This window comes from Glycomyces sp. NPDC050141, from assembly GCF_055586545.1.
This window is the reverse complement of sequence record NZ_JBVJHZ010000014.1, coordinates 1-19,414: the sequence shown is the minus strand read 5'-3', so window position 1 is coordinate 19,414 and position 19,414 is coordinate 1. Positions and strand designations below refer to the sequence as shown.

The following is a 19,414-nucleotide window of genomic DNA, read 5'->3' as shown; positions in this document are numbered from 1 at the left end:
TCCTCAGCCGAGGTCGGCTTCCCAGGCGATGCCGCCGCCGGAGGCGTCGGTCGCGAGGCGGTCGCGGGCGGCGTCGTCGCCGTACAGGGCCCAGCGCATCCAGTCGATGGTGGTGGCGACGGTCTGGGGGTAGGTGGGTCCGTTCCAGATGAACTCGTCGTGGCCCTGGCCGGTGTGGGTCATGAAGGCCTTCGGGGACGCCAGTTCGCTGTAGGCCTGGCGGGCGAGCGGGTACTTGCAGATCGGGTCGAGGTCGCCGTGGACGAACAGGGTCTTGGCGCTGACCGATCCGTCCGGGTCGCCCATGTCGACGCAGGCGAACGGGATCGCGGCGGTGACGCGGGGGTCGGGCCAGGCGGTGAGGAGCCCGTGGGTGGTCATGCCGCCCAGGGAGTGTCCGGCGGCGCCGACGCCGTTGCGCAGGTGCATCCGGCCCTCGAACGGGTCGCCGGAGCCCTTCTCGTCGAGGGCGAGGGTGCGGGAGAGGACTTCGGAGACGTCTTTGGACTGGTTGCCGTTGTAGACGTCGCCGATGTTGCCTTCGGCCCCGGTCGTGGTCGTGGGGAACACGGGCGAGGGGACGATGAACCCCGCCTCGACGAGGGGCCGGCTGATGACGCCGTAGCTCTCGGGGTTGCCGCCGAGGCCGTGGCTGAACTCGCAGACGGGGAACTTCCCGGGCGCGAGCGGGGCGTCCTTCACGGGCTCCCCGCCGGGGGCGCCGGCGGCCGGGTAGAAGATCCGGGTGGTGAGGCGGCGGGTGCCGCGGCTCCACGCGAACTCGCGCCAGCCGATCGCGAACCGCTTGGCGGGTGCGTGCCGGGCGGTGGCCGGGGCCGGGGCGATCAGGCCCGCCGCGACGGTGGCGGTCGCGGCGGCGGTGAGGTTCAGGACGGTCCTGCGCTGCATGGGTTTCCTTCGGGGTGGGTGGAGGGACGGCCGGTTCGGTATCGCTCAGCGGCGCCGACCGTCCCGTGATGCCCGAAAGTTTCGCTCCATAAATCGAAACTTCCGAGTACAAGTTATCGATAACTCTCGATCCCTGTCAAGTGTGGAACCGGTATCGTCGCGAAACTATCGACGCAACCGCAGCTAGACTCCACGGATGACCTCCTCCCCCGACACCGCCGCCGACCCCGCCCCACAGGTCGGCCCGTTCACGATCGCGCAGCTCGCCGAGCACGCCGGCGTCTCCGTCGCGACCGTCTCCAAGGTCGTCAACGGCCGCCTCGACGTCGCCCCCGAGACCCGCGAGGCCGTCGAAGCGCTCATCCGCGAGCACGGGTACCGCCGCCAGAAGCGCCCCTCCCGCCCCGCCCCGCTCATCGAGGTGGTCTTCCACGAGGTCCGCGGTCTCTACCCGGTCGAGGTCATCAACGGCGTCAGCGCCGTCGCTAAAGCGAACGGCCTCGGCGTCGTCGTCTCCGAGCTCGGCGGCAGCCACATCCCCGGCCGCGGCTGGGTCGAGGACGTCCTGGCCCGCCGCCCCGTCGGCGTCATCCCCGTCTTCTGCGGCGTCACCGAGGAGCAGCGCGAGCGCCTGCGCGCCAGGGACATCCCGATCGTCGCCGTCGACCCCACCGGCGAGCCCGGCCACGACGACCCGTCCGTGGGCACCAGCAACTGGAACGGCGGCCTCGAGGCCACCAGGCACCTCCTCGAACTCGGGCACCGCCGCATCGCCGTCATCACCGGGCCCGAACGGGTCCTCGCGGGCCGCGCCCGCCTCGACGGCTTCCGCGCCGCGATGGACCTCGCCGGGGTCCCCGTCGACCCGGCGCTGGTCTGCCTGGGCGAATTCCAGATCGAGGACGGCCGCGACCACGCCCGCGTCCTCCTGCGCCTCCCCGACCCGCCCACGGCGATCTTCGCGTGCAACGACGGCTCGGCGCTCGGCGTCTACCACGCCGCCGCCGAACTGGGCCTGCGCGTGCCCCACGACCTCAGCGTCGTCGGCTTCGACGACCTGCCGAAGGCGAAGTGGATGATCCCGCCGCTCACCTCGGTCCGCCAGCCGCTGCGCGACATGGCCGCCACCGCCGCCGCGACCCTCCTCGACCTCGCGGCGGGCCGCACCCCGGCCAAGCGCCGCGTCGAGATCGCCACCGAACTCATCCTGCGCGCCAGCACCGCCCCGCCCGCCCGCTGAACCCGCGCGGCGTCAGCGGCGCCCGATAGGCTGCGGCCATGCCGAACTCCTCGTACCTCTGCACCACCGATCAGGACTCCCTCTACCCCTCCACCACAGTGGAGGCCTTCGAACCAGACACCGGTGTCGTCGCCTACGACGTGCGCTGCGTCCCGCTCCTGTGGCTCGCCCTGTTCCGCCCGGCGGACCTCCGGACGCAGACCATCCTGATCGAGGCCGACCCGGACGCCGTCTTCTACGAGTTCGACGAGGCCACCGGCGAGTTCACCGAGACCGACGAGGAGGACGAGGACGAGGTCGTCGAAGCCGTCGCGCCCCTCGCCGCCAAGGACCGCGCGCTCGCCCAGCTCGACGCCGCCCTCCCCGTGCTCAACCGGCTCTTCGAAGCCGAAGGGCCCCTTGACGACCACGCCGCGATGCTTCGGCAGGCCGTCGCCGCCGCACCCGGGCGGTTCGTCACCGTGGAGCTCGACGAGATCGAAGGGCTGTGGGAGGAGGGCACCTTCCGACCGGCGCTGCGCGCCGCACTGGCCGCAATGGACGGCGACGGAGCCGATCGCGGCAACCTCGTCGCGATCGCGCAACTGCGCCCCGGCCGGGCGTTCCCGCCCGCCGGCATGCTCCTCGCCGACCACGAACCCGTGGACGACGACTACTGGAACCTGTCCCGCCTCCTCGGCGCGGGCTTCAGCGCCCCGGTCCCCTGGGAGCCGGTGCGCCCCTGAGCGGACCCGGCAAGGAGCACTTCGGAGAACGGGTTCAGGGGCGGCGCCCGTGCGGGTGCCGCCCCTGAACCCTTAACAGGGTGAGACCGTGCCCGCCAAACAGGCGCTTACCTTGGTTGTTCGCCCGCCACTGCGCGACCCACACGCGGCCGTCGTAGTGGCGGCGGTCGTCGTCGACTGCCGATGAGCGGTGCATGGCGGGTTTCTTCTTCAGGTAAACATCGAGTTCGATATATATCTCAACATCTGCGGAAACTGCCGGGGTGGCGATCTACACCGGTGACGGCGTCCAGCACCAGAGGTCTAGTGGACGCGGATCTCTTCCACGTCGATCGGCTTGTCGGGGAAGGAGATCCGCACGTACCGCGCGGGGTGCTTCGCGAACTCCACGACCGTGAACAGCGTGTCCGCGTCCGGAGCGCCCTCGTGCAGCACCGTGAACTCGCGGCCGTCGCCGCTGGACTCCAGCACCCACGGGTGCGCGGCGGGCTCGGCGAACGCGATCTCGACCTGCTTGATGTCGTACTCGAACTCCAGGTTCGCGGAGATCCACTCCCCCGGCTCGCGGGTCGCGGCCCGCCAGAACCGGCCGGTGCCCGAGAGCGTCGCGTGGCCGCCCTCGTACCCCGGCTCGGCGCTGCTCACCGCGACTGGGCGGTACTGGACCAGCGAGGTCATGCCGCTGCCTTCAGGCGCGAACATCACCGACGGTGCAGGCTCGGCGTGGCGGAACGGCCGCGTCCGCGCAGGCCGCTCCTCGCCTTCCGCGATCACCGTGACCTCGGCGTCCGCCAGGCCCTCGGAGCGGGCCCGGATGCGCTGCGGGCCAGGCACATACGAGCGGAACTCGATCGCGCCCGCACCGTCCGAGACGCTGTCCGTCTCCGGCGAGAGCGTGATCGAACGGCCCGAAGGGAACAGCCCCTCGCCCTCGACCACCGTCAACGTGACCGGCCGGTCGTCGAGCACGTGGTTCCCGTGCTCGTCGAGCATCTCGACGATCAGCTGCACGTCGCCCGTGCCGTCGGTGGGCATCCGCTCCGCGTCCGCACGGAGCCGCAGCGCGACCGCCCGACCGGGCTCGGGGAACACCGGCGGCTCGATGCCGCGCAGCTGCTTGCGGTACCACCAGTACGAGCGGCGGGGCAGCCGGAAGTAGTTCACGACCCCCTGCAGACCCGCACCCTCCGCAATGGACTTGTAGTGGAAGCCGCACCACAGGATCTTGCCCGAGCGCCACGGGTAGTCGGCCTCGACGCCGTGCTCCCACTGCACTTCGTACGTACCGGGGCCGCGCCCTTGCACGCCGTGGTATTCCGAGACGAGGTTGGGAATACCCGGATCGTGGAAGAGCTCGGCCCCGTCCCCGTTGTACCCGGCGATGTCGCCGAGCACATCGAAGCCTCCGCGCTGCACGCCGCCCACCGCGATCGGGCGGGACGGGTCCAGCGCCTTCGCCAGCGCCACGAGCTCGACGGTGAGCGCCCGCGCCTTGTCCATTACGTGCTCGTCGCTGAAGAACGCCTCGTTGCCGATGCTCCACGTGATGATGCTGGGGTGGTTGCGCTGGGTGTGGACCATTTCGCGCAGGGCCCGGCGCAGGCTCTCCTCGAAGTCGGCCTCGTCGGCCTCGACCACGGGGTAGGCGGAGGCGAACCAGTAGCCTTCGACGCTCTCGCCGCCCATGCCCCAGAAGTGGAGTTCGGACCAGAAGAGGACGCCTTGGCGGTCGCATTCCTCGGCGAAGTAGGGGTGGTGGGGGTAGTGGGAGCCGCGGATGATGTTCATCCCCAGGTCCTTGATGAGCTTGATGTCGCGGTGGATGCCGGCGCGGGTGACGGCGTCGCCCCAGCCGCCGTGGTTCTGGTGGACGTTGGCGCCGTGGAGGTCCAGGTGTTCGCCGTTGAGGAAGAAGCCTCTGTCGGCGGTGAACTCGAACCAGCGGACGCCGAAGCGGGTGGTCTGGGTGTCGCGGGCGATGCCGTCGACGGCTACCGAGGCGGTGAGGCTGTAGCGGTGGGGGTGGTCGGGGTGCCACAGGAGGGGGTCCTCAATGCCCGCTTCGAGGTCGACGACCACAGTGGAGCGGGCGGGGATCGTGACGTAGACGGTCTCGATGCGCGCGACCGGGTGCCGGGCGGGGTCGGCGATGACGGCGGCGACTGCGGCGGTGACGGGGCGGCGCTCGTCGTTGACGACGGTGACGGCGGCGGCGACGCTCGCGTGGTCGGCGCCGGCCTCGGGGGTGGTGACACTGATGCCGTACCAGTCGATGCGGACCTGGTCGGCGACGATGAGGCTGACGTCGCGGTGGATGCCACCGTTGAAGCTGTAGTCGCCCGCGCGGGGGGCGAGGCGGGCGTTCCACTTGTTGTCGACGCGGATGAAGACGTCGTTCTCGCCGGCTTTGACGAGGTTGGAGAGGTCGGCGGTGAAGGGGGTGTAGCCGCCTTCGTGGCGGACCGCGAGGCGGCCGTTGACGTAGACCTCGCAGGTCTGGAAGACGCCCATGAATTCGAGGGCGATCCACCGGCCGATCCATTCCGGACTGATCTCGAGGGTGCGCCGGTAGCAGCCGTGGCCGACGTAGAAGTGCTGTTCTCGGAAGTCGGGGAGGTCGAAGGTGTGCGGCAGGCCGACATCGAACCAGCCCGCTTCCGGTTGCGCCAGTTCGGCTCCGGGGTGTTCGCCGTACGCGAAGGTCCAGTCGTGGTTGATGAAGCGCTGTTCGCGGATCATGCGGTGGGTGCCTTTCTGGGCTGGGTGGGGTGGCGGGCCGCCCGGTGGTGGCGCGGGCGGCCCGTCGCGGTGGGACTCGCTACTTCGCTGCGTCCCAGGCGTTCTGGTAGATCTCGACGTAGCGGTCGCCGCCGAAGCCGTTCAGCTCCTCTTGGAATGAGGCCCAGGCGGCGTCGTCGCGGATGTCGCGGATGCCGGTGATGAACTCGGCGTTGGCCTGCGCGAGGAAGGTCTCGATGTTGGTCTGGAGCGTGGAGAGCTCCTTCGACTCGTCACCGGTGACCGAGACCTCCCAGTACGGGAAGGCCTGGCTCTTGTCGGCCTCGGAGTAGGGCACGGACGCCTCGAACAGGCGGCGTTCGTAGCCTTCCTTGGTGTAGACGTCGGTCGGGACGGTCTGGCCGCCGCGGAACTCGGCGTCGCTGAAGTACTGGGCCATGGCGCCCCAGGCGGTGTTCTTGCCTTCGCCCTCGGGCGGGGTCAGGGTCTTGAACAGCGCGGGCACGGTCTCGTCGAGCGGGACGTCGGCCGCTTCGGGCTTGGCCCAGTTGACGCCTTCGGTGCCGAACTCGCCGAGGAGGTGGCCGTCGTAGGTGTAGATGTAGTCCATGATCTCGATCAGCTTCTGCTGCTTGGCTTCGCTGGCGCGGTTCGTGATCACGAAGGACGCGGCCGGGGCGCCGCCGCCGGACCAGGAGACGACGTTGCCGTTGGGGCCGGTGAGGGGCGGGACGGCGTCGTACTGGAAGTTGCGGTCGTCGAGGTCCATATTGCCCGGGGGCTGCTGACCGGTGAACGCGCCGACCATGACGGCGTCGGGGTTGTTGACCTTCACGTCGAGCGCTTCGCCGTTCTGGGTGAAGGCGCCGTCGTCGATGAGGCCGTCCTCCCAGAGTTCGCGGATGTAGGTGAGGCCGTCGCGCCACGCGTCGGTGGAGGGCTGGAGGACGACGTTGTCGCCGTCGGCCGCGAGCGAGGCGGGGATGCCGCCGGTGGTGTCGAATCCGCCCGAGTAGGCAAAGGGGCTCATCAGGTACGGCAGGATCGGGTTGCCGACGGCGCCGACCAGCGGCAGCTCGTCGGCCTGGCCGTTCCCGTTCGGGTCCTGGGTCTTGAAGGCCTCCAGGACGTGGCGCAGTTCCTCAGGGGTGGTGGGCTGGGCGAGTCCGACCGCGTCGAGCCAGCTCTGGTTCATCCAGAGCTTGGAGCTGTACGAGCAGTGGAAGCAGTCGTTCCACTGCGGCAGGCCCCAGAGGACGCCGTCGTTGTTGAAGGCGCGCGCCTGGTAGTCCGGGACCTTGTCGAAGGCCGCGGTGATGTTCGGGGCGTGCTCGGCGACGAGGTCTTCGAGCGGGACGATGACGCCCTGGGAGCCGAGCTGCTCGAGTTCGGCGCGGCTGAACTGGGTCACCCACGGCACCAGCATGTAGGCGTCGGGGTAGTCGCCGCTGGCGAGGGAGATCTGCCGCTTCTCGGCCGCGGGGCCGCCGTCGTAGGTGGTGGTCTCGAACTGGAGGTCGACGTCGAACTGCTCTTCGAGGTGCTTGGTGAAGGCGTTCTTGTCGAGGTCGTCATCCGGCCACTGCGGGGCGAAGAGCGTGATGACGCCGTCGGGCGAGGTCTCGGGTTCCTTCGAGCAGCCGGCGAGTGCGCCGGCCAGGACGGCGAAGCTCGCTGCTGCGGCTGTCGCCGCCAGTAGTTTGCGTTGCATTGGAGGTGTGCCTTTCTTCATTGAGAGGTCGGACCAGTGCCGGTGTGTCCCTTAGGGATCAGCCCTTCACGGCGCCGATCATCACGCCCTTGGTGAAGTGGCGCGCGACGAACGGGTAGACGAGGAGGACGGGGACGGTCGAGACGACGATGAGGGCGTACTTCATCAGGTCTGCGACCTGCTGCATTTCCAGCTGCTCGGAGGCCGAGAGGCCGCTGGTCTGGGTCTTGAGGATCAGGATGTTCCGCAGTACCAGCTGCAACGGGTGGAGTTCGGGGTCGCGCAGGTAGATCAGCGCGTCGAAATAGGAGTTCCAGGTGCCGACGGCGTACATGAGCGCGATGACGGCGAGGAGCGGTTTCGACAGCGGCAGGACCACCGACCACAGGATGCGGAAGTCGCTGGCGCCGTCGAGTTCGGCGGCCTCGTAGAGGCTGTCGGGGATCTGGCTCTGGAAGAAGGTCATGGCGATGAGGACCTGCCAGGCCCCGATCGCGCCGGGCACGATGAGCGCCCAGCGGGTGTTCAGCATCCCGAGGGACTGGACCACCAGGTACATGGGGATCATGCCGCCTGCGAACAGCATCGTGAAGAGGATGCCGGTGATGATCGTCTTGCGGCCCACGAACTGGCGGCGCGAGAGCGGGTAGGCGATCGCGACGGTGAGGGCGAGGCTGAGCAGGGTCCCGCCGACCGTGTAGATGAACGAGTTCATGAAGCCGCGCAGGATCGCCGGGTCGCTCAGGACGGTCTGGTAGCCCACGAGCGTGAAGTCGACGGGCCACAGGAAGACCTCGCCGCTGTTGACCGCTCCGGGGCTGGAGAGCGAGTTGGCGACGATGTTGACCAGCGGCACCAGGATCACGAGCAGGAAGGTCGTGAGCAGGAGGTAGACGCCTGCCATGAAGACGCGGTCGACGAGGGTGTCCTGCACGTGGGTGGACCTGCGGCGCGGGGAGCGGCCCTTGGGCTGCGGCTGCGCGGCCTCGTCGGTCTCGGTCTCGGCGTAGGAGGTGAGTGCCATCGGGGTTCCCTTCACCAGAGTCCGGAGCCGGTGGTCCGCTTGGCCGTGAAGTGCACGGCGAGCAGCAGCACCAGGTTGATGACGGAGTTGAACATCCCTACGGCCGTGGACATGCTGAAGTCGGCGTTGAGCAGGCCGATCTTGTACACGTAGGTCGAGATGATCTCCGATTGCGAGAGGTTCAGCGGGTTCTGCAGCAGGAACGCCTTCTCGAAGCCGACGGCCATGATGCCGCCGACGCTGAGGATGAGGACCATGACGACCGTGGGCATGATGCCGGGCAGGTCGACGTGCCAGATCTTCTGGAGGCGGCTCGCCCCGTCGATACGCGCGGCCTCGTAGAGGCTCGGGTCGATGCCCGCCAGCGCGGCCATGTAGATGATCGCCGCGTACCCGGCGGTCTGCCACACATCGCTCCAGACGTAGAGGTGGCGGAAGAAGCCGGGGTCGTTGAGGAAGTTGGTCTCCGGCAGGCCGAAGAAGCCGGTTATCTTGCCGACCAGGCCGATCTGCGGCGAGAAGATCAGGATCGCCATCGAGACCACGATGACCGTGGAGATGAAGTGCGGTGCGTACGTGACCATCTGGACGGTCCGCTTGAAGAAGCGGCGCCGTACCTCGTTGAGGGCGAGGGCGAGGAGGATCGGGATCGGGAAGCCCGCGAGGAACGCGTAGAGGCTCAGGATGAGGGTGTTGCGGATGAGCTTCCAGAACAGGGGGTTGCCGAAGAAGTTCTGGAAGTGCTCCATCCCGACCCAGGGGCTGCCCCAGATGCCCTGGACGACGTTGTAGTCCTTGAACGCGATGACCGAGTTCGCCATCGGGATGTATTTGAAGACCACGAAGTGCGCCAAGGGGATCGCGATCAGGACGTACAGCTGCCAGTGGCGGCGGATGCGGCGCCCGAGGGTCTTGCTCCGGCGCGGCGTCCGCTGCTTCCGCTCGGCCGCTACCGGGGTCGGCGCTTCTGCCACGGCGGTCATCGGACCCCCGCTCTCGCCTTGCGTCCCTTGAGAGGGCGCCTCGGCTGCCTCGATTTCATGACCGCTCCTTCGCGACAATGCCCGGACCGTGAACCTTCACGGGAATTCCCGTGAAGGTTCACGGTAAAGGACCGGATCAGCCCCTGTCAATATCCTGTAGGATTTCGATTCGGTCGCGGTGCCTTACGGCCCGACCAGGGCCGCTAGGCCGACTGGCGCCAGAGCATCTTCGAGGGCACGACCCGGTTGACCGGGTCGATCCTCGCGAAATCGGCCTTGGCCAGGACCTCCACGATGTCAAGGGTGTTCGTGGTCAACCCCTGCCGGTCGAGCGCGATCGTGCTCAGCTGCGGCTCGACCGCCTCGCCGAGGGCCAGGCCGTCTATCCCGACGATCCTCACGTCGCCGGGGACGTCGATGTCGAGCACGTGCGCGCTGTGCACCGCGCCGAGCGCCATGAGGTCGTTGAAGACCAGCACCGTGTCCGTGTCGGGGGCGAGGGTCATCAGGTCGGCGAAGGCCCGGCCGCCGCCGGAGATCGACTCCTCCCCCGGTACGACGCAGGTGAGCTGGTCGCCCACCTCCTCCTCGAACCAGCCGCGCCGCGGCGAGGGCCCGTAGACCCCGTGGTGGCGCATCGAGTACGCGGACTCGACCATCCCGAACTTGCGCGAGCCCCGCTCGCGCAGCTCCCGGATCGCGTCCCGCAGACCGGATCTGAGGTCGATCTCGACCGAGTGGACCCCGGGGAGCGCGCTCGCCTCCTCCAGCCGGATCACGGGCACGCCGCGCGAGGTCTTCAGCAGCTCCTCGTCGGGGTGGCTGAAATGCCCGATCACGACGTCGACCTGCGTGGACAAGAGGGCGAGCGCTTCGAGTTCCGAGTCGCCGGAGGCCATGATGAGCTGCCAGCCGCGAGCGGCGGCCCCTTCGAGCATGTCCCCGGCGATGTCGGTGTAGTACGGGTTGCGGAACGAGGCCACGAACAGTCCGACCGCGTGGGTCTTCTGCCGGGTCACGAGGCTGCGCGCGTGGCGGCTCGGGCGGTAGCCGAGGCGTTCGGCGGCCTCCAGGACCTTCCGGCGGGTCGCCTCGTTGATGTCGCCCATGTCGTTCATCGCCCGGGTCACGGTCTGCCGCGACACCCCGGCCTCGGCTGCGACATCGAGGATCGTCACCCGTTTAGCCACTGGTCTTCCCTTCAACGTTCCACTCGTCCGCGTCGATCGCCTGGCCGACCTGCACCTCGTAGGCCGCGCCCGCCGATGCGGGCCAGCGCCAGCGCGTCCGGCCGGACGGCGCGGGCCCGGCCGGCGCGGTCGGGACGGGGGCGCCCGCGTCGTCGGTGACGCGAAAGCGAAGGTCGGCTTCCAATTCGATCACGAGGTCGCGGTCGCTGCCGCAGCGGATGCTCGCGCGGTCGAGCCGGCCGCCGGACCACGCGAGGTCGACGGCGGCTTCGCCGCGGGCGCGCAGGCCGGACACCGTTCCGGCGCTCCAGGAGCCGGGGAGGGTCGGCAGGAGCGAGAGCGCGCCGTCGTGGCTCTGGAGGAGCAGTTCGGCGAGCCCGGCGACCGCGCCGAGGTTCCCGTCGATCTGGAAGACGACCCCGGCGGGCCAGCCGCCGTGCGGGTGGAGGTCCATGAGGGACGGTGAGCTGAGCTCGTTGACGAGCACGCCGATCGAGCGCTCGGCGAGTGCCGCGTCGCGCAGGCGCGCGGCGAGGCAGAGCACCCAGGCCTGGCTCCATCCGGTGTAGCCGCTGCCGTGCTCGAGCCGGTAGGCGAGGGCTCGCTTGGCGGCCTCGAACTCGGCGGGCGCGGCGGTCTCGGTGATCCGGGTGCCGGGGTGGACGCCGTAGAGGTGGGAGAGGTGCCGGTGGTCGAGTTCGCTGGGCAGCAGCGGGTTCGCCCATTCGCGGAGTCGGCCTTCGGGGTCGATGCCGGGGAGTTTGAGGCAGGTCCGCGCGAGGCGGGCGCGGGTCGCGAGGTCGCCGTCGGGTTCGAGGCGGAGGTACCGGTCGAGGGTCTGGGCGGTGAGCTCCTGGTCGAGAGTGGACCCGGCGGTGACGCAGCCGGTATCGGCGCCGTCCAGGAACCGGTGTTCAGGTGAGGTCGAGGGGCTGGCGACGAGGGTGCCGTCCCGGTCTTCGACGAGCTGGTCGAGCACGAAGGCGGTGGCGGCGCGCATGACCGGCAGGGCGGTCTTCTCGGCGAACTCGTCGGACCAGGCGTAGTCGAGGCGTTCACCGAGGTGCGCGGCGATCCAGGCGAGGCCGAACTGCCAGTTGGCCCATTGGGGTTCGCCGTGCACGGCGGCGGTGAACCGCCAGATGTCGGTGTTGTGGTGGGCGGTCGCGCCGTTCGCGCCGTAGACGTCGGTCGCGGTGCCCGCGCCCGCTTCGGCGAGGTCGCGGGCGAGGTCGAAGAGCGGTTCGGCGAGTTCGGGGAGCCCGGCGGCCTCGGCGCCCCAGTAGTTCATCTCGACGTTGATGTTCGCGGTGTAGTTGCAGCTCCAGCCGGGGCGCACGTCGGTGTTCCAGATGCCCTGGAGGTTCGCGGCCTGCGTGTCGGGGCGGCTGCAGGAGATGAGGAGGTACCGGCCGTAGTCGAAGTAGCGCTGTGCGGCGGACGCGGCCGGGTCGCCGGAGGCGGTGAGGTCGAGGCGGACGCGGTCGAAGTAGGCGGTGTAGTCGTCGATGTGCCGCTGCCGCAAGGTGTCCCCGTTGGTGTCGAGCGCTTCGCGGACGAGGACGGTGGCTTCGACGGCGAGGGCCGCGAGGTCGGCGCTGGGGCGTCTGCGGTGGCCCCGGAAGCCGCTGGCGGCCGAGGCGATCAGGCGGCGCGAGCCGGGCGGGCCGGTCACGGCCGCGACGACGGCCCAGCCCATCCCTGCCGCGACCGTGCCGTCCGCCGCTGGGTGCTCGGGGTCGTATCGGACGGGTTCGGGGTCGTCGACGTAGTTCGGCAGGGCGGTGCTCGGGGCGCGGCCGGTGGCGACGAGCCAGTCGGCGCCGTCGGCGGTGAACCGGGTGATGTCGGTGCCGGGGTGGGGCGAGAGGAAGTCGACGGCCCCTGAGCCGCTACCGTGCGCTTCGGCGACGAGTACGCCGTCAGGGGCGCTCACGAAGGCGGCCATGGATTCGGGGCCGACTTCGACGAGGGCGGTAGCGGAGGCAAGGTCAAGCGACCGGCGATAACGACCGAGAACGACCGGCGCTTCCGTCGATCGGTTCGCGCCGCCGCCGTGGGCGTCCCGCCCAGCGCCGCGCACACCTTCCGGGACCCTCGCGAGGACCGTGCCGCCGACCCCGGCATTGCCGGCGGCCCCCGCCGACCCTCGCCCGGGGTCGCTTTCGCTTGTCCCCCAGGTCCACCGCAGCCGTCCGAGCGGCTGGTACGACTCGGTCCAGCCCGGTCCCTGCAGTTCGCGGGCGAGGGCGTCGGCCGTGGCGTGGTCGCCTGCCGCGACCGCCTCCCGCAGCTGTTCCAGCGCACCGGCCGGTGCCTCGTGCCTCGCTCCTCCGCCCGGCCCGCCGGACCAGACGGTGTCGAGGTTCAGGTCGAACTCCTCCACTCCCCGGCCGCCGCCGAACGTGGCCCCGAAGGCCCCGTTCCCCAGCAGGAACGTCTCGTGGAAGCCCTCGGCGGGCCGGTCGAGCGCGATAGTCCGCGCCTCGCTCTGCTGCGCCTCTTCGCGCATCGCAACTCCTTTGAGACGGTTTCCGTGAACCTTCACGGTAGGCGTCGCGCATCGCTTGGTCAACACTCCGGACGCACTGTCCCAGAGCCCGGGCCCGCGAACGGGGCGGCGCGCGAGCGCGCCGCCCCTGTCCCGGGGGTAGACCCTCAGACCGCGGTGCCGGTGACGGTGTCGCCGGTGCGGGTCACGGTGTACTGGAGGGTCTTGCCGCTCCAGAAGTGGACGGTCAGCGTGACCGCCTCGCCGTCGCGCAGCGACTCCAGGAACACCTTGGTGAGCTTGTACACGCCGTTCTTGTAGTCGGGCTTGTACGAGTAGGTGTACTCCTGGAACGCGGTCCAGTCGGCGGGCCCGGCGTTGGTGCCGTCCGCGTACTTCGACTCCATGGTGGAGACCACGTCGCCGTTGAACGAAGCGGGGATCTCAAGGCCCGCAGTCGTACCGGTGGCGTCCGACAGCACTGTGTCGGCCGCATTGACGACGTTGAGCTTCCACGGCATGCCAGCGGAGAAGCGCACCGAGAGCTGCGCCTTGGTCCCGACCTCGCGGTCGCCGAGGATGCGCTCCAGGAGCTTCCGCTTCAGCGTCAGCGTGGTGCCTTCCAGCACGTAGTCCTTGCCCGCCTTGAGCTTCGTGTTGCCGAAGTACAGGGCCCTGAAGTCCAGGCCGTTGAGGTTCAGCGTGACCGTCTCGTCCTGCACCTTGTTCCCGGCTTCGACGAACACGAGGTCCGAGGAGGCCGTGCCGGAGCGGGTCTCCCAGGCGCTGGAGATGTAGTCGAACTGCTCCTGGTCGCGCCACTTGTGGAGGAAGCGGTCGTAGTGCGTGCCGTTGTCCCACCACATCGTGGTGATGCCGGTGGTGCGGGCCAGGTAGCCGAAGTGCTCGAAGAACTTGAGGACCTCGCCGCGCTCGACGCGGGTCTCGTAGCCGTCGAGGAGGCCGTACTCGCCGATGATGACCGGGATGCCCTGGGAGACGAAGGTGTCGACCTGGCTCTGGAAGTTCTCCACGAGCATGTCCTGCACCTCCTCGTTGTACTCGGGGTACCCGGCGATGTTGACGCTGAAGGGCCAGAAGCTGTAGTTGTGCGTGGTCGCGGCCAGCATCGGGTCGTCGAGCGCTTCGATCTGCGCGGCAAGGGCGTCCATGGCGCCCTGGTCGGCTCCGGTGTAGAGCGTCGGCAGCACGAGCAGCCGGTCGGCGTTGTTGCCGCCGGACTCGCGCACGATCTCGTGGAACGAGGCGTTCAGCTCACCGAGGTAGGCGTACTGCTCCTCGGCGTTCGCGGCACCCTCGAACGACTGCTCGTTGATGGGCTCGAAGACCAGTTCCTGCGGGTAGTCCCGGAAGGTGCCGGCGATCTGGGTCCAAATCGCGTCGTACTGGGCCATGACCTCGTCGTGCTTGGCGGGCAGGTCCTTGACCCACTGCCACGAGTCGTGGTGGATGTTGATCATGACGTAGAAGCCCTCGTCGAGGGCCAGGTCCACGACCTCCTGGACGCGGTCCATGTACACCTGGTCGACCTGGTACTCCGGCGCTTCGCCGGTGTTGTTGCCCCAGCTGACGGGGATGCGGATCGAGTTGAAGCCCTGCTCGCGCAGGGACTCCAGCAGCCCCGCGTCGGTCCGCGGGTTGCCCCAGGAGGTCTCGTCGGGGCCGCAGCACGCGGAGTCGAAGGAGTTGCCGAGGTTCCAGCCGGGCTGCATCGCCGCCACGATCTCCTGGGCGTCGAGGGTCGCCACCACAGGCTCCTCGGCCTGTGAGGCAGCCGGGACGGCCATGAGGGAGAGGGCGGCCGGGGCTGCCAGGAGCAGCCTCATTGCCTTGCGTATCAAAGGAGTTTCCCCTTTTTCTGCGCACCTGGGACGGTCCGCGGCGCTGCCGCGGGGCTGGTGCGTCGGGTGGATGCCGGGCTCCCGCCGCCGGACCGGATTGCCGAAGGGCGAGATATGGAAATACTGCAATGCGCATTGGGCCGTTGTCAATGTTTGGTCGGCCGATAAAACTAAAATTTCTAGTCGGTCTATCAGTTACGCAGGTTAAGGAAAGATCCAACCAATTTTTCGAAGCAGGCTCGATGTCCTGGAAGAAATAACCGTTTTATAGCGATTTGCGCGAATAGTTTCCGAAAATTTGTCAACGCTTACCTAGATTCATCCAGCCTTTGGGCCTCTCAACGCCTTGATTTCGCGAGGGCTTCGGGCTAGGTTGATGTGTTCATTCATGTTGATTTCTCAATCCATACTGGAGTGTTCTGATGGAAGCCGCCGCACCCAGCGACCGTGAACCGGGCTTCGAGTGGGCCCGTCCCGGGCTGCACCTCCGGTTCGACCATCGCGAGGGCTGCCCCGTCCGGCTCGTCGGCCTGGCGACCGGACCGGACGCGCCGTCTGCCGCCGCGCCCTGGGAGATCGTCGACGTCATCACCGCGGGCGACCACCGCCACCGCAACAACCAGGCCCTGCTGCACTCGGCGGCCGGGTCGCGGCTCCGGTACGCCGGCCATGAGGCCGCTGGCGGCGAGCTGCGCATCCGCCAGCGCGACAACGAGTCCGGCCTCGAAGTCTCCAGCGCGTTCCGGGCTGCCGGGCCCGGCCTCCAGATCCGGCACACCGTGCGCAACACCGGAACCGACGAGATCGTGCTGCTCTCGGTGAGCTCCGCGCTCGTGGCGGTCCCCGACGGCGCGCACGATCTGCTCTGGGGCGAGAGCGAGTGGCTGGCCGAGGGTCGCTGGCGCCAGCGTCCGCTCGCGGAGCTGCTGCCGGACCTGAATGTGGCGTTCCACCAGCAGTATTCGCGGGGGTTGTTCTCGGTAACCAGCCACGGGAGCTGGTCGAGCGGGTCGTTCCTGCCGACCGGGGCGCTCGTGAACGCGGGCGGGCCTTCGCTGGCGTGGCAGGTGGAGACGAGCGCTGGCTGGCACTGGGAGGTGGCTCAGACGGGCGACCCGGTGACCGTGGGCGTGCACGGCGCGACGGACCTGTACCACCAGTTCGCGGCGCGGCTGGCCCCCGGCGAGGAATTCGAGAGCGTGCCTGCGGGGCTGTGCGTGGCGGACGGCGGGCGGGACGCGGCGTTCGCGGCGCTCACCGGCTACCGGCGGGCGATCCGCGAGCTTCGCGCGGTCGACCTGCGGCTTCCGGTGGTCTACAACGACTTCATGAACACGCTCATGGGCTGGCCGACGACGGAGCGGCTGATGCCGCTCATCCCGGCGGCGGCCGCGGCGGGCGCGGAGTACTTCTGCATCGACGCGGGCTGGTTCGCGGCGATGGAGGGCGACTGGTGGACGAACGCGGGCGAGTGGCGGGAGGCCGAGGGGCGGTTCACCGGCGGCCTGCTCTCGCTCGTGGACGCCATCCGCGCCAACGGGATGCGGCCGGGCCTGTGGCTCGAGCCCGAGGCCGTGGGGACGGAGTCGCCGATGGCGAAGCGGCTGCCTGACGAGGCGTTCTTCCAGCGGTTCGGCAGGCGCGTCAGCGAGGGCGGGCACTTCCAGCTCGACCTGCGGCACCCGGCGGCGCGCGCGCATCTGGACGAGACGGTGGACCGGCTCGTCGACGAGTTCGGTCTGGCGTACTTCAAGCTGGACTACAACACGAACCCGGGCGTCGGGACCGATGTGGACGCGACCGCGCCGGGGGCCGGGCTCCTGGGGCACTCCCGGGCCTTCCGGGAATGGCTGCAGGGCGTCCAGGCCCGGCACCCGCACGTGCTGTTCGAGAACTGCGGTTCGGGCGCGATGCGGATGGACTACGGCATCCTCTCGGTGGCGCACCTGCAGTCGACGAGCGACCAGCAGGACTTCCGCCTGTACGCGCCGATCGCCGCGGCCGCGCCCGCGAGCGTCCTGCCGGAGCAGGCGGGGAACTGGGCGTACCCGGCGGCGTCGATGAGCCTGGAGGAGACGGCGTTCGCGATGACGGCGGGCGTCATGGGCCGGACCTACCTCTCGGGCTTCCTCAACGAGCTCAGCGCGGAGCAGTTCGCGCTGGTGCATGAAGCGGTGGCGCTGCACAAGGACTGGCGGCAGCTGATCGCCGCTTCGACGCCGGCGTGGCCGCTCGGGCTGCCCGGCTGGGACGACGAGGTCGTGGCGCTCCAGCTCGAAGCGGACTCCCGGTCGCTGCTGGCGGTGTGGTCGCGCGGCGGGGCCGCCGAGGTCGCGCTGCCGGGCCTGGCCGGTCGGAGGCTCGAACAGGTCTATCCGTTCGCGTTGCCGCACTGGCAGGTCCGCGAGGACGGCGGGGCGCCGGTGGTCCGAGTGCCCGCCGGTCCGGCCGCGCGGATCTTCGAAGTGCGATAGGAGAGGTCAGATGTATCCAGGGTGATCTCGTGGTCGCCCATGCGTTATGGCAGCGTTTTCCAGGTAACGACTTGGCATCGTTCTCATATTGCTCAGGATTCATCTGATCTTTAAGCCCTTGAAGTCTTGCCTCGGGGCACCTACCTCACTATCGTTTGTTTGAAGGCATATCCAAATTTATAGATCCCTCGCTGCCGGGCCACCCTTCGCGGCAGCACTAGTGAAAGGCCGATGACGTGCCCGACTCCTCTTCCGCACAGCCGGTGCGACGCCGCTCGCTCTTCAAGGTCGCCGGGCTCGGCGCGATCGGCGCCGCGGGACTCCCCTTCGCGGCCGCCTGCTCCGACCTGAAGACCGGCGAAGGCTCCACCCAGCAGACCGAGGGCTTCGACTTCCTCCCCGAGTACAAGGAATGGCCGCTCCCGGCCGAGCCCGACCTGGTCGGCGAGCCGCCGAACCACCCGTCGGCGTTCACCTCGTACCCCGAGCCGGTCGAGGGCGTCACCGAGGTCGCATCGGGCAGCGGTACCTACGAGATCACCGTGCCGTTCTGGGGCGAGGCCCCGTCGAACGACGACCCCTACTTCGCCGCGCTCCGCGACGGCTGGGGCGGCACCACGATCAACCTCCGCCAGGCGGACGGCAACACCTACGCCGACACGTCCGTCCAATGGCTCACCGCCAACGAGTACGGCGACGGCATCCTGCTCTTCAACTGGATGCTCGGCTCCCACACCAACTTCCCCGAGACCGTCGTCAACTCCTTCTACGACCTCACCGACATCGTCAAGGGCGACATCTCCGAGCGCTGGCCGCTCCTCGCCGGACTCCCGACCACCTCGTGGGCGCAGTCGGTCTGGTCCGAGGACCCGGCCGACCCCGAGACCGCGCGCATCTACGGCATCCCCTCCACCTTCAACGGCGGCATCGGCAACGGCATCCTCGCCCGCACGGACCTCCTGGAGGAGGCCGGCATCGCCATGCCGACCACGGTGGAAGAGCTGCTGGAAGCCTGCCGCGCCTGGTCCGACGACGCGAACGGCAGGTGGGCGTTCCCGGGCGTCGACTGGATCCTGCCGCAGCAGTTCGGCCTGGTCGGCTCCGACGGCTGGTCCTGGGACGAGGAGCAGGAGAAGCTCGTCCACGACTCCGAGCGGCCCGAGTTCACCGAGCTCATGGAGTTCCGCCGTACCCTGTGGGACGAGAAGCTCATCCACCCCGACGCCCCCACCGGAACCCTGGACGGCAACGCCCTCCACGCGGCCGGGCAGGCCCTGTTCGCCCAGGTCAACCTCGTCCGCTGGTACGAGTACACCGCCCTGGTCAAGAACGGCTCCGCCGAGGGCACGGTCGCCCCGCTCCCGCTGCTCGGCGCGAAGGGGCGCACCCCGGTCGCCACGGCGAACAGCTCCGTCGACGGCTGGACCTTCCTGAACAAGGACCTCTCCAAGGAGCAGGTCGAGGAGATCCTGGACGTCGCCAACTGGTGCTCCGCGCCGTTCGGCACCAAGGAGTTCGAGCTCATCGAGTACGGCGTCGAAGGCACCGACTTCGCGTACGACGCGAACGGCACCCCGGTCCACACCGAGCACGGCGCCAAGATCGTCCAGGCCCCCGTCAACCTCAAGATGTTCTCCGGCAAGGTCCAGAAGTTCCTCACCGGCGACCCCGAAGTGGTCGCGGCGCACTTCGAGTGGAACGCCGCCGCCCAGCAGTACATCGTGCCGAACCTCTTCGAAGGCGTCCGCGTCGAGGCCCCCGCCGCCGCCAAGTCCGCCGCGCAGACCCTCTCCGACCAGCAGAACGACATCGCCTACGGCCGCGCGGAGCTCGCCACGATCCCCGACATCGTCGCGACGTTCATGGCGAACGGCGGCGAAGAGGCCCGCGAGTTCTACACCGGCATCTACAAGAGCCTCAACGAGAAGTGACCCGTGCCGGGCCGCCCCCCCCCCCCGCCGCCCCCCCCCCGGCACCCACCAGAACCCGGCCGAGAGCTGATGGACCACGGTAAAAATGCCAAGAAGAGCCCACTCCATCACCCGTCACACCCAAGAAGGGCGCGT

The 19,414-nt window shown here is 69.2% G+C and carries 12 protein-coding genes; 4 read left to right on the top strand and 8 right to left on the bottom strand.

Annotated elements, in window-relative coordinates:
• Positions 1-3: 3 nt before the first annotated feature.
• Positions 4-909 carry an alpha/beta hydrolase family protein gene (locus ACZ60M_RS10840; RefSeq protein WP_465416914.1) on the bottom strand — a complete coding sequence of 302 codons (906 nt, stop codon included), beginning with the start codon at positions 907-909 and terminating at the stop codon, positions 4-6.
• Between the two features lie 196 nt (positions 910-1,105).
• On the opposite strand from ACZ60M_RS10840, the gene ACZ60M_RS10835 reads away from it, so the two are divergent.
• Entirely contained in the window at positions 1,106-2,149 is a 1,044-nt protein-coding gene (locus tag ACZ60M_RS10835; RefSeq protein ID WP_465416912.1) for a LacI family DNA-binding transcriptional regulator, read from the top strand.
• Between the two features lie 38 nt (positions 2,150-2,187).
• Entirely contained in the window at positions 2,188-2,874 is a 687-nt protein-coding gene (locus ACZ60M_RS10830; protein ID WP_465416910.1) for a hypothetical protein, read from the top strand.
• 303 nt (positions 2,875-3,177) lie between these two features.
• Here the strand turns inward: ACZ60M_RS10830 and ACZ60M_RS10825 are convergent, their stop codons facing one another.
• The 7 genes from ACZ60M_RS10825 to ACZ60M_RS10795 all read right to left on the bottom strand — a co-directional run bounded on the left by ACZ60M_RS10825 (position 3,178) and on the right by ACZ60M_RS10795 (position 14,859).
• Positions 3,178-5,613: a glycoside hydrolase family 2 protein gene (locus ACZ60M_RS10825; protein WP_465416908.1), complete on the bottom strand. Its 2,436-nt coding sequence runs from the start codon at positions 5,611-5,613 to the stop codon at positions 3,178-3,180.
• A gap of 79 nt (positions 5,614-5,692) precedes the next feature.
• Positions 5,693-7,324 (bottom strand): type 2 periplasmic-binding domain-containing protein, encoded by a 1,632-nt coding sequence (locus ACZ60M_RS10820; RefSeq protein ID WP_465416906.1) that lies wholly within the window; start codon positions 7,322-7,324, stop codon positions 5,693-5,695.
• Between the two features lie 58 nt (positions 7,325-7,382).
• Positions 7,383-8,348, bottom strand: coding sequence for a carbohydrate ABC transporter permease (locus ACZ60M_RS10815; RefSeq protein ID WP_465416904.1), 966 nt, complete (start codon positions 8,346-8,348; stop codon positions 7,383-7,385).
• Between the two features lie 11 nt (positions 8,349-8,359).
• Entirely contained in the window at positions 8,360-9,331 is a 972-nt protein-coding gene (locus ACZ60M_RS10810; protein WP_465416902.1) for an ABC transporter permease, read from the bottom strand.
• 203 nt (positions 9,332-9,534) lie between these two features.
• Positions 9,535-10,521: a LacI family DNA-binding transcriptional regulator gene (locus ACZ60M_RS10805; protein ID WP_465416900.1), complete on the bottom strand. Its 987-nt coding sequence runs from the start codon at positions 10,519-10,521 to the stop codon at positions 9,535-9,537.
• Complete coding sequence (locus ACZ60M_RS10800; RefSeq protein WP_465416898.1) at positions 10,514-13,033, bottom strand: glycosyl hydrolase family 95 catalytic domain-containing protein; 2,520 nt, start codon at positions 13,031-13,033, stop codon at positions 10,514-10,516. Before ACZ60M_RS10800 ends, ACZ60M_RS10805 begins: the two co-directional genes overlap by 8 nt.
• Positions 13,034-13,179: 146 nt before the next feature.
• On the bottom strand, positions 13,180-14,859 hold the full coding sequence (locus ACZ60M_RS10795; protein WP_465416896.1) for a cellulase family glycosylhydrolase: 1,680 nt from the start codon (positions 14,857-14,859) through the stop codon (positions 13,180-13,182).
• 437 nt (positions 14,860-15,296) lie between these two features.
• Between ACZ60M_RS10795 and ACZ60M_RS10790 the strand changes: the two genes are divergently transcribed.
• Both ACZ60M_RS10790 and ACZ60M_RS10785 read left to right on the top strand, forming a co-directional pair.
• Positions 15,297-17,348: a glycoside hydrolase family 36 protein gene (locus ACZ60M_RS10790; RefSeq protein WP_465416894.1), complete on the top strand. Its 2,052-nt coding sequence runs from the start codon at positions 15,297-15,299 to the stop codon at positions 17,346-17,348.
• Positions 17,349-17,584: 236 nt separating this feature from the next.
• Positions 17,585-19,279 carry a type 2 periplasmic-binding domain-containing protein gene (locus ACZ60M_RS10785; RefSeq protein WP_465416892.1) on the top strand — a complete coding sequence of 565 codons (1,695 nt, stop codon included), beginning with the start codon at positions 17,585-17,587 and terminating at the stop codon, positions 19,277-19,279.
• The last annotated feature ends 135 nt before the right edge of the window (positions 19,280-19,414 follow it).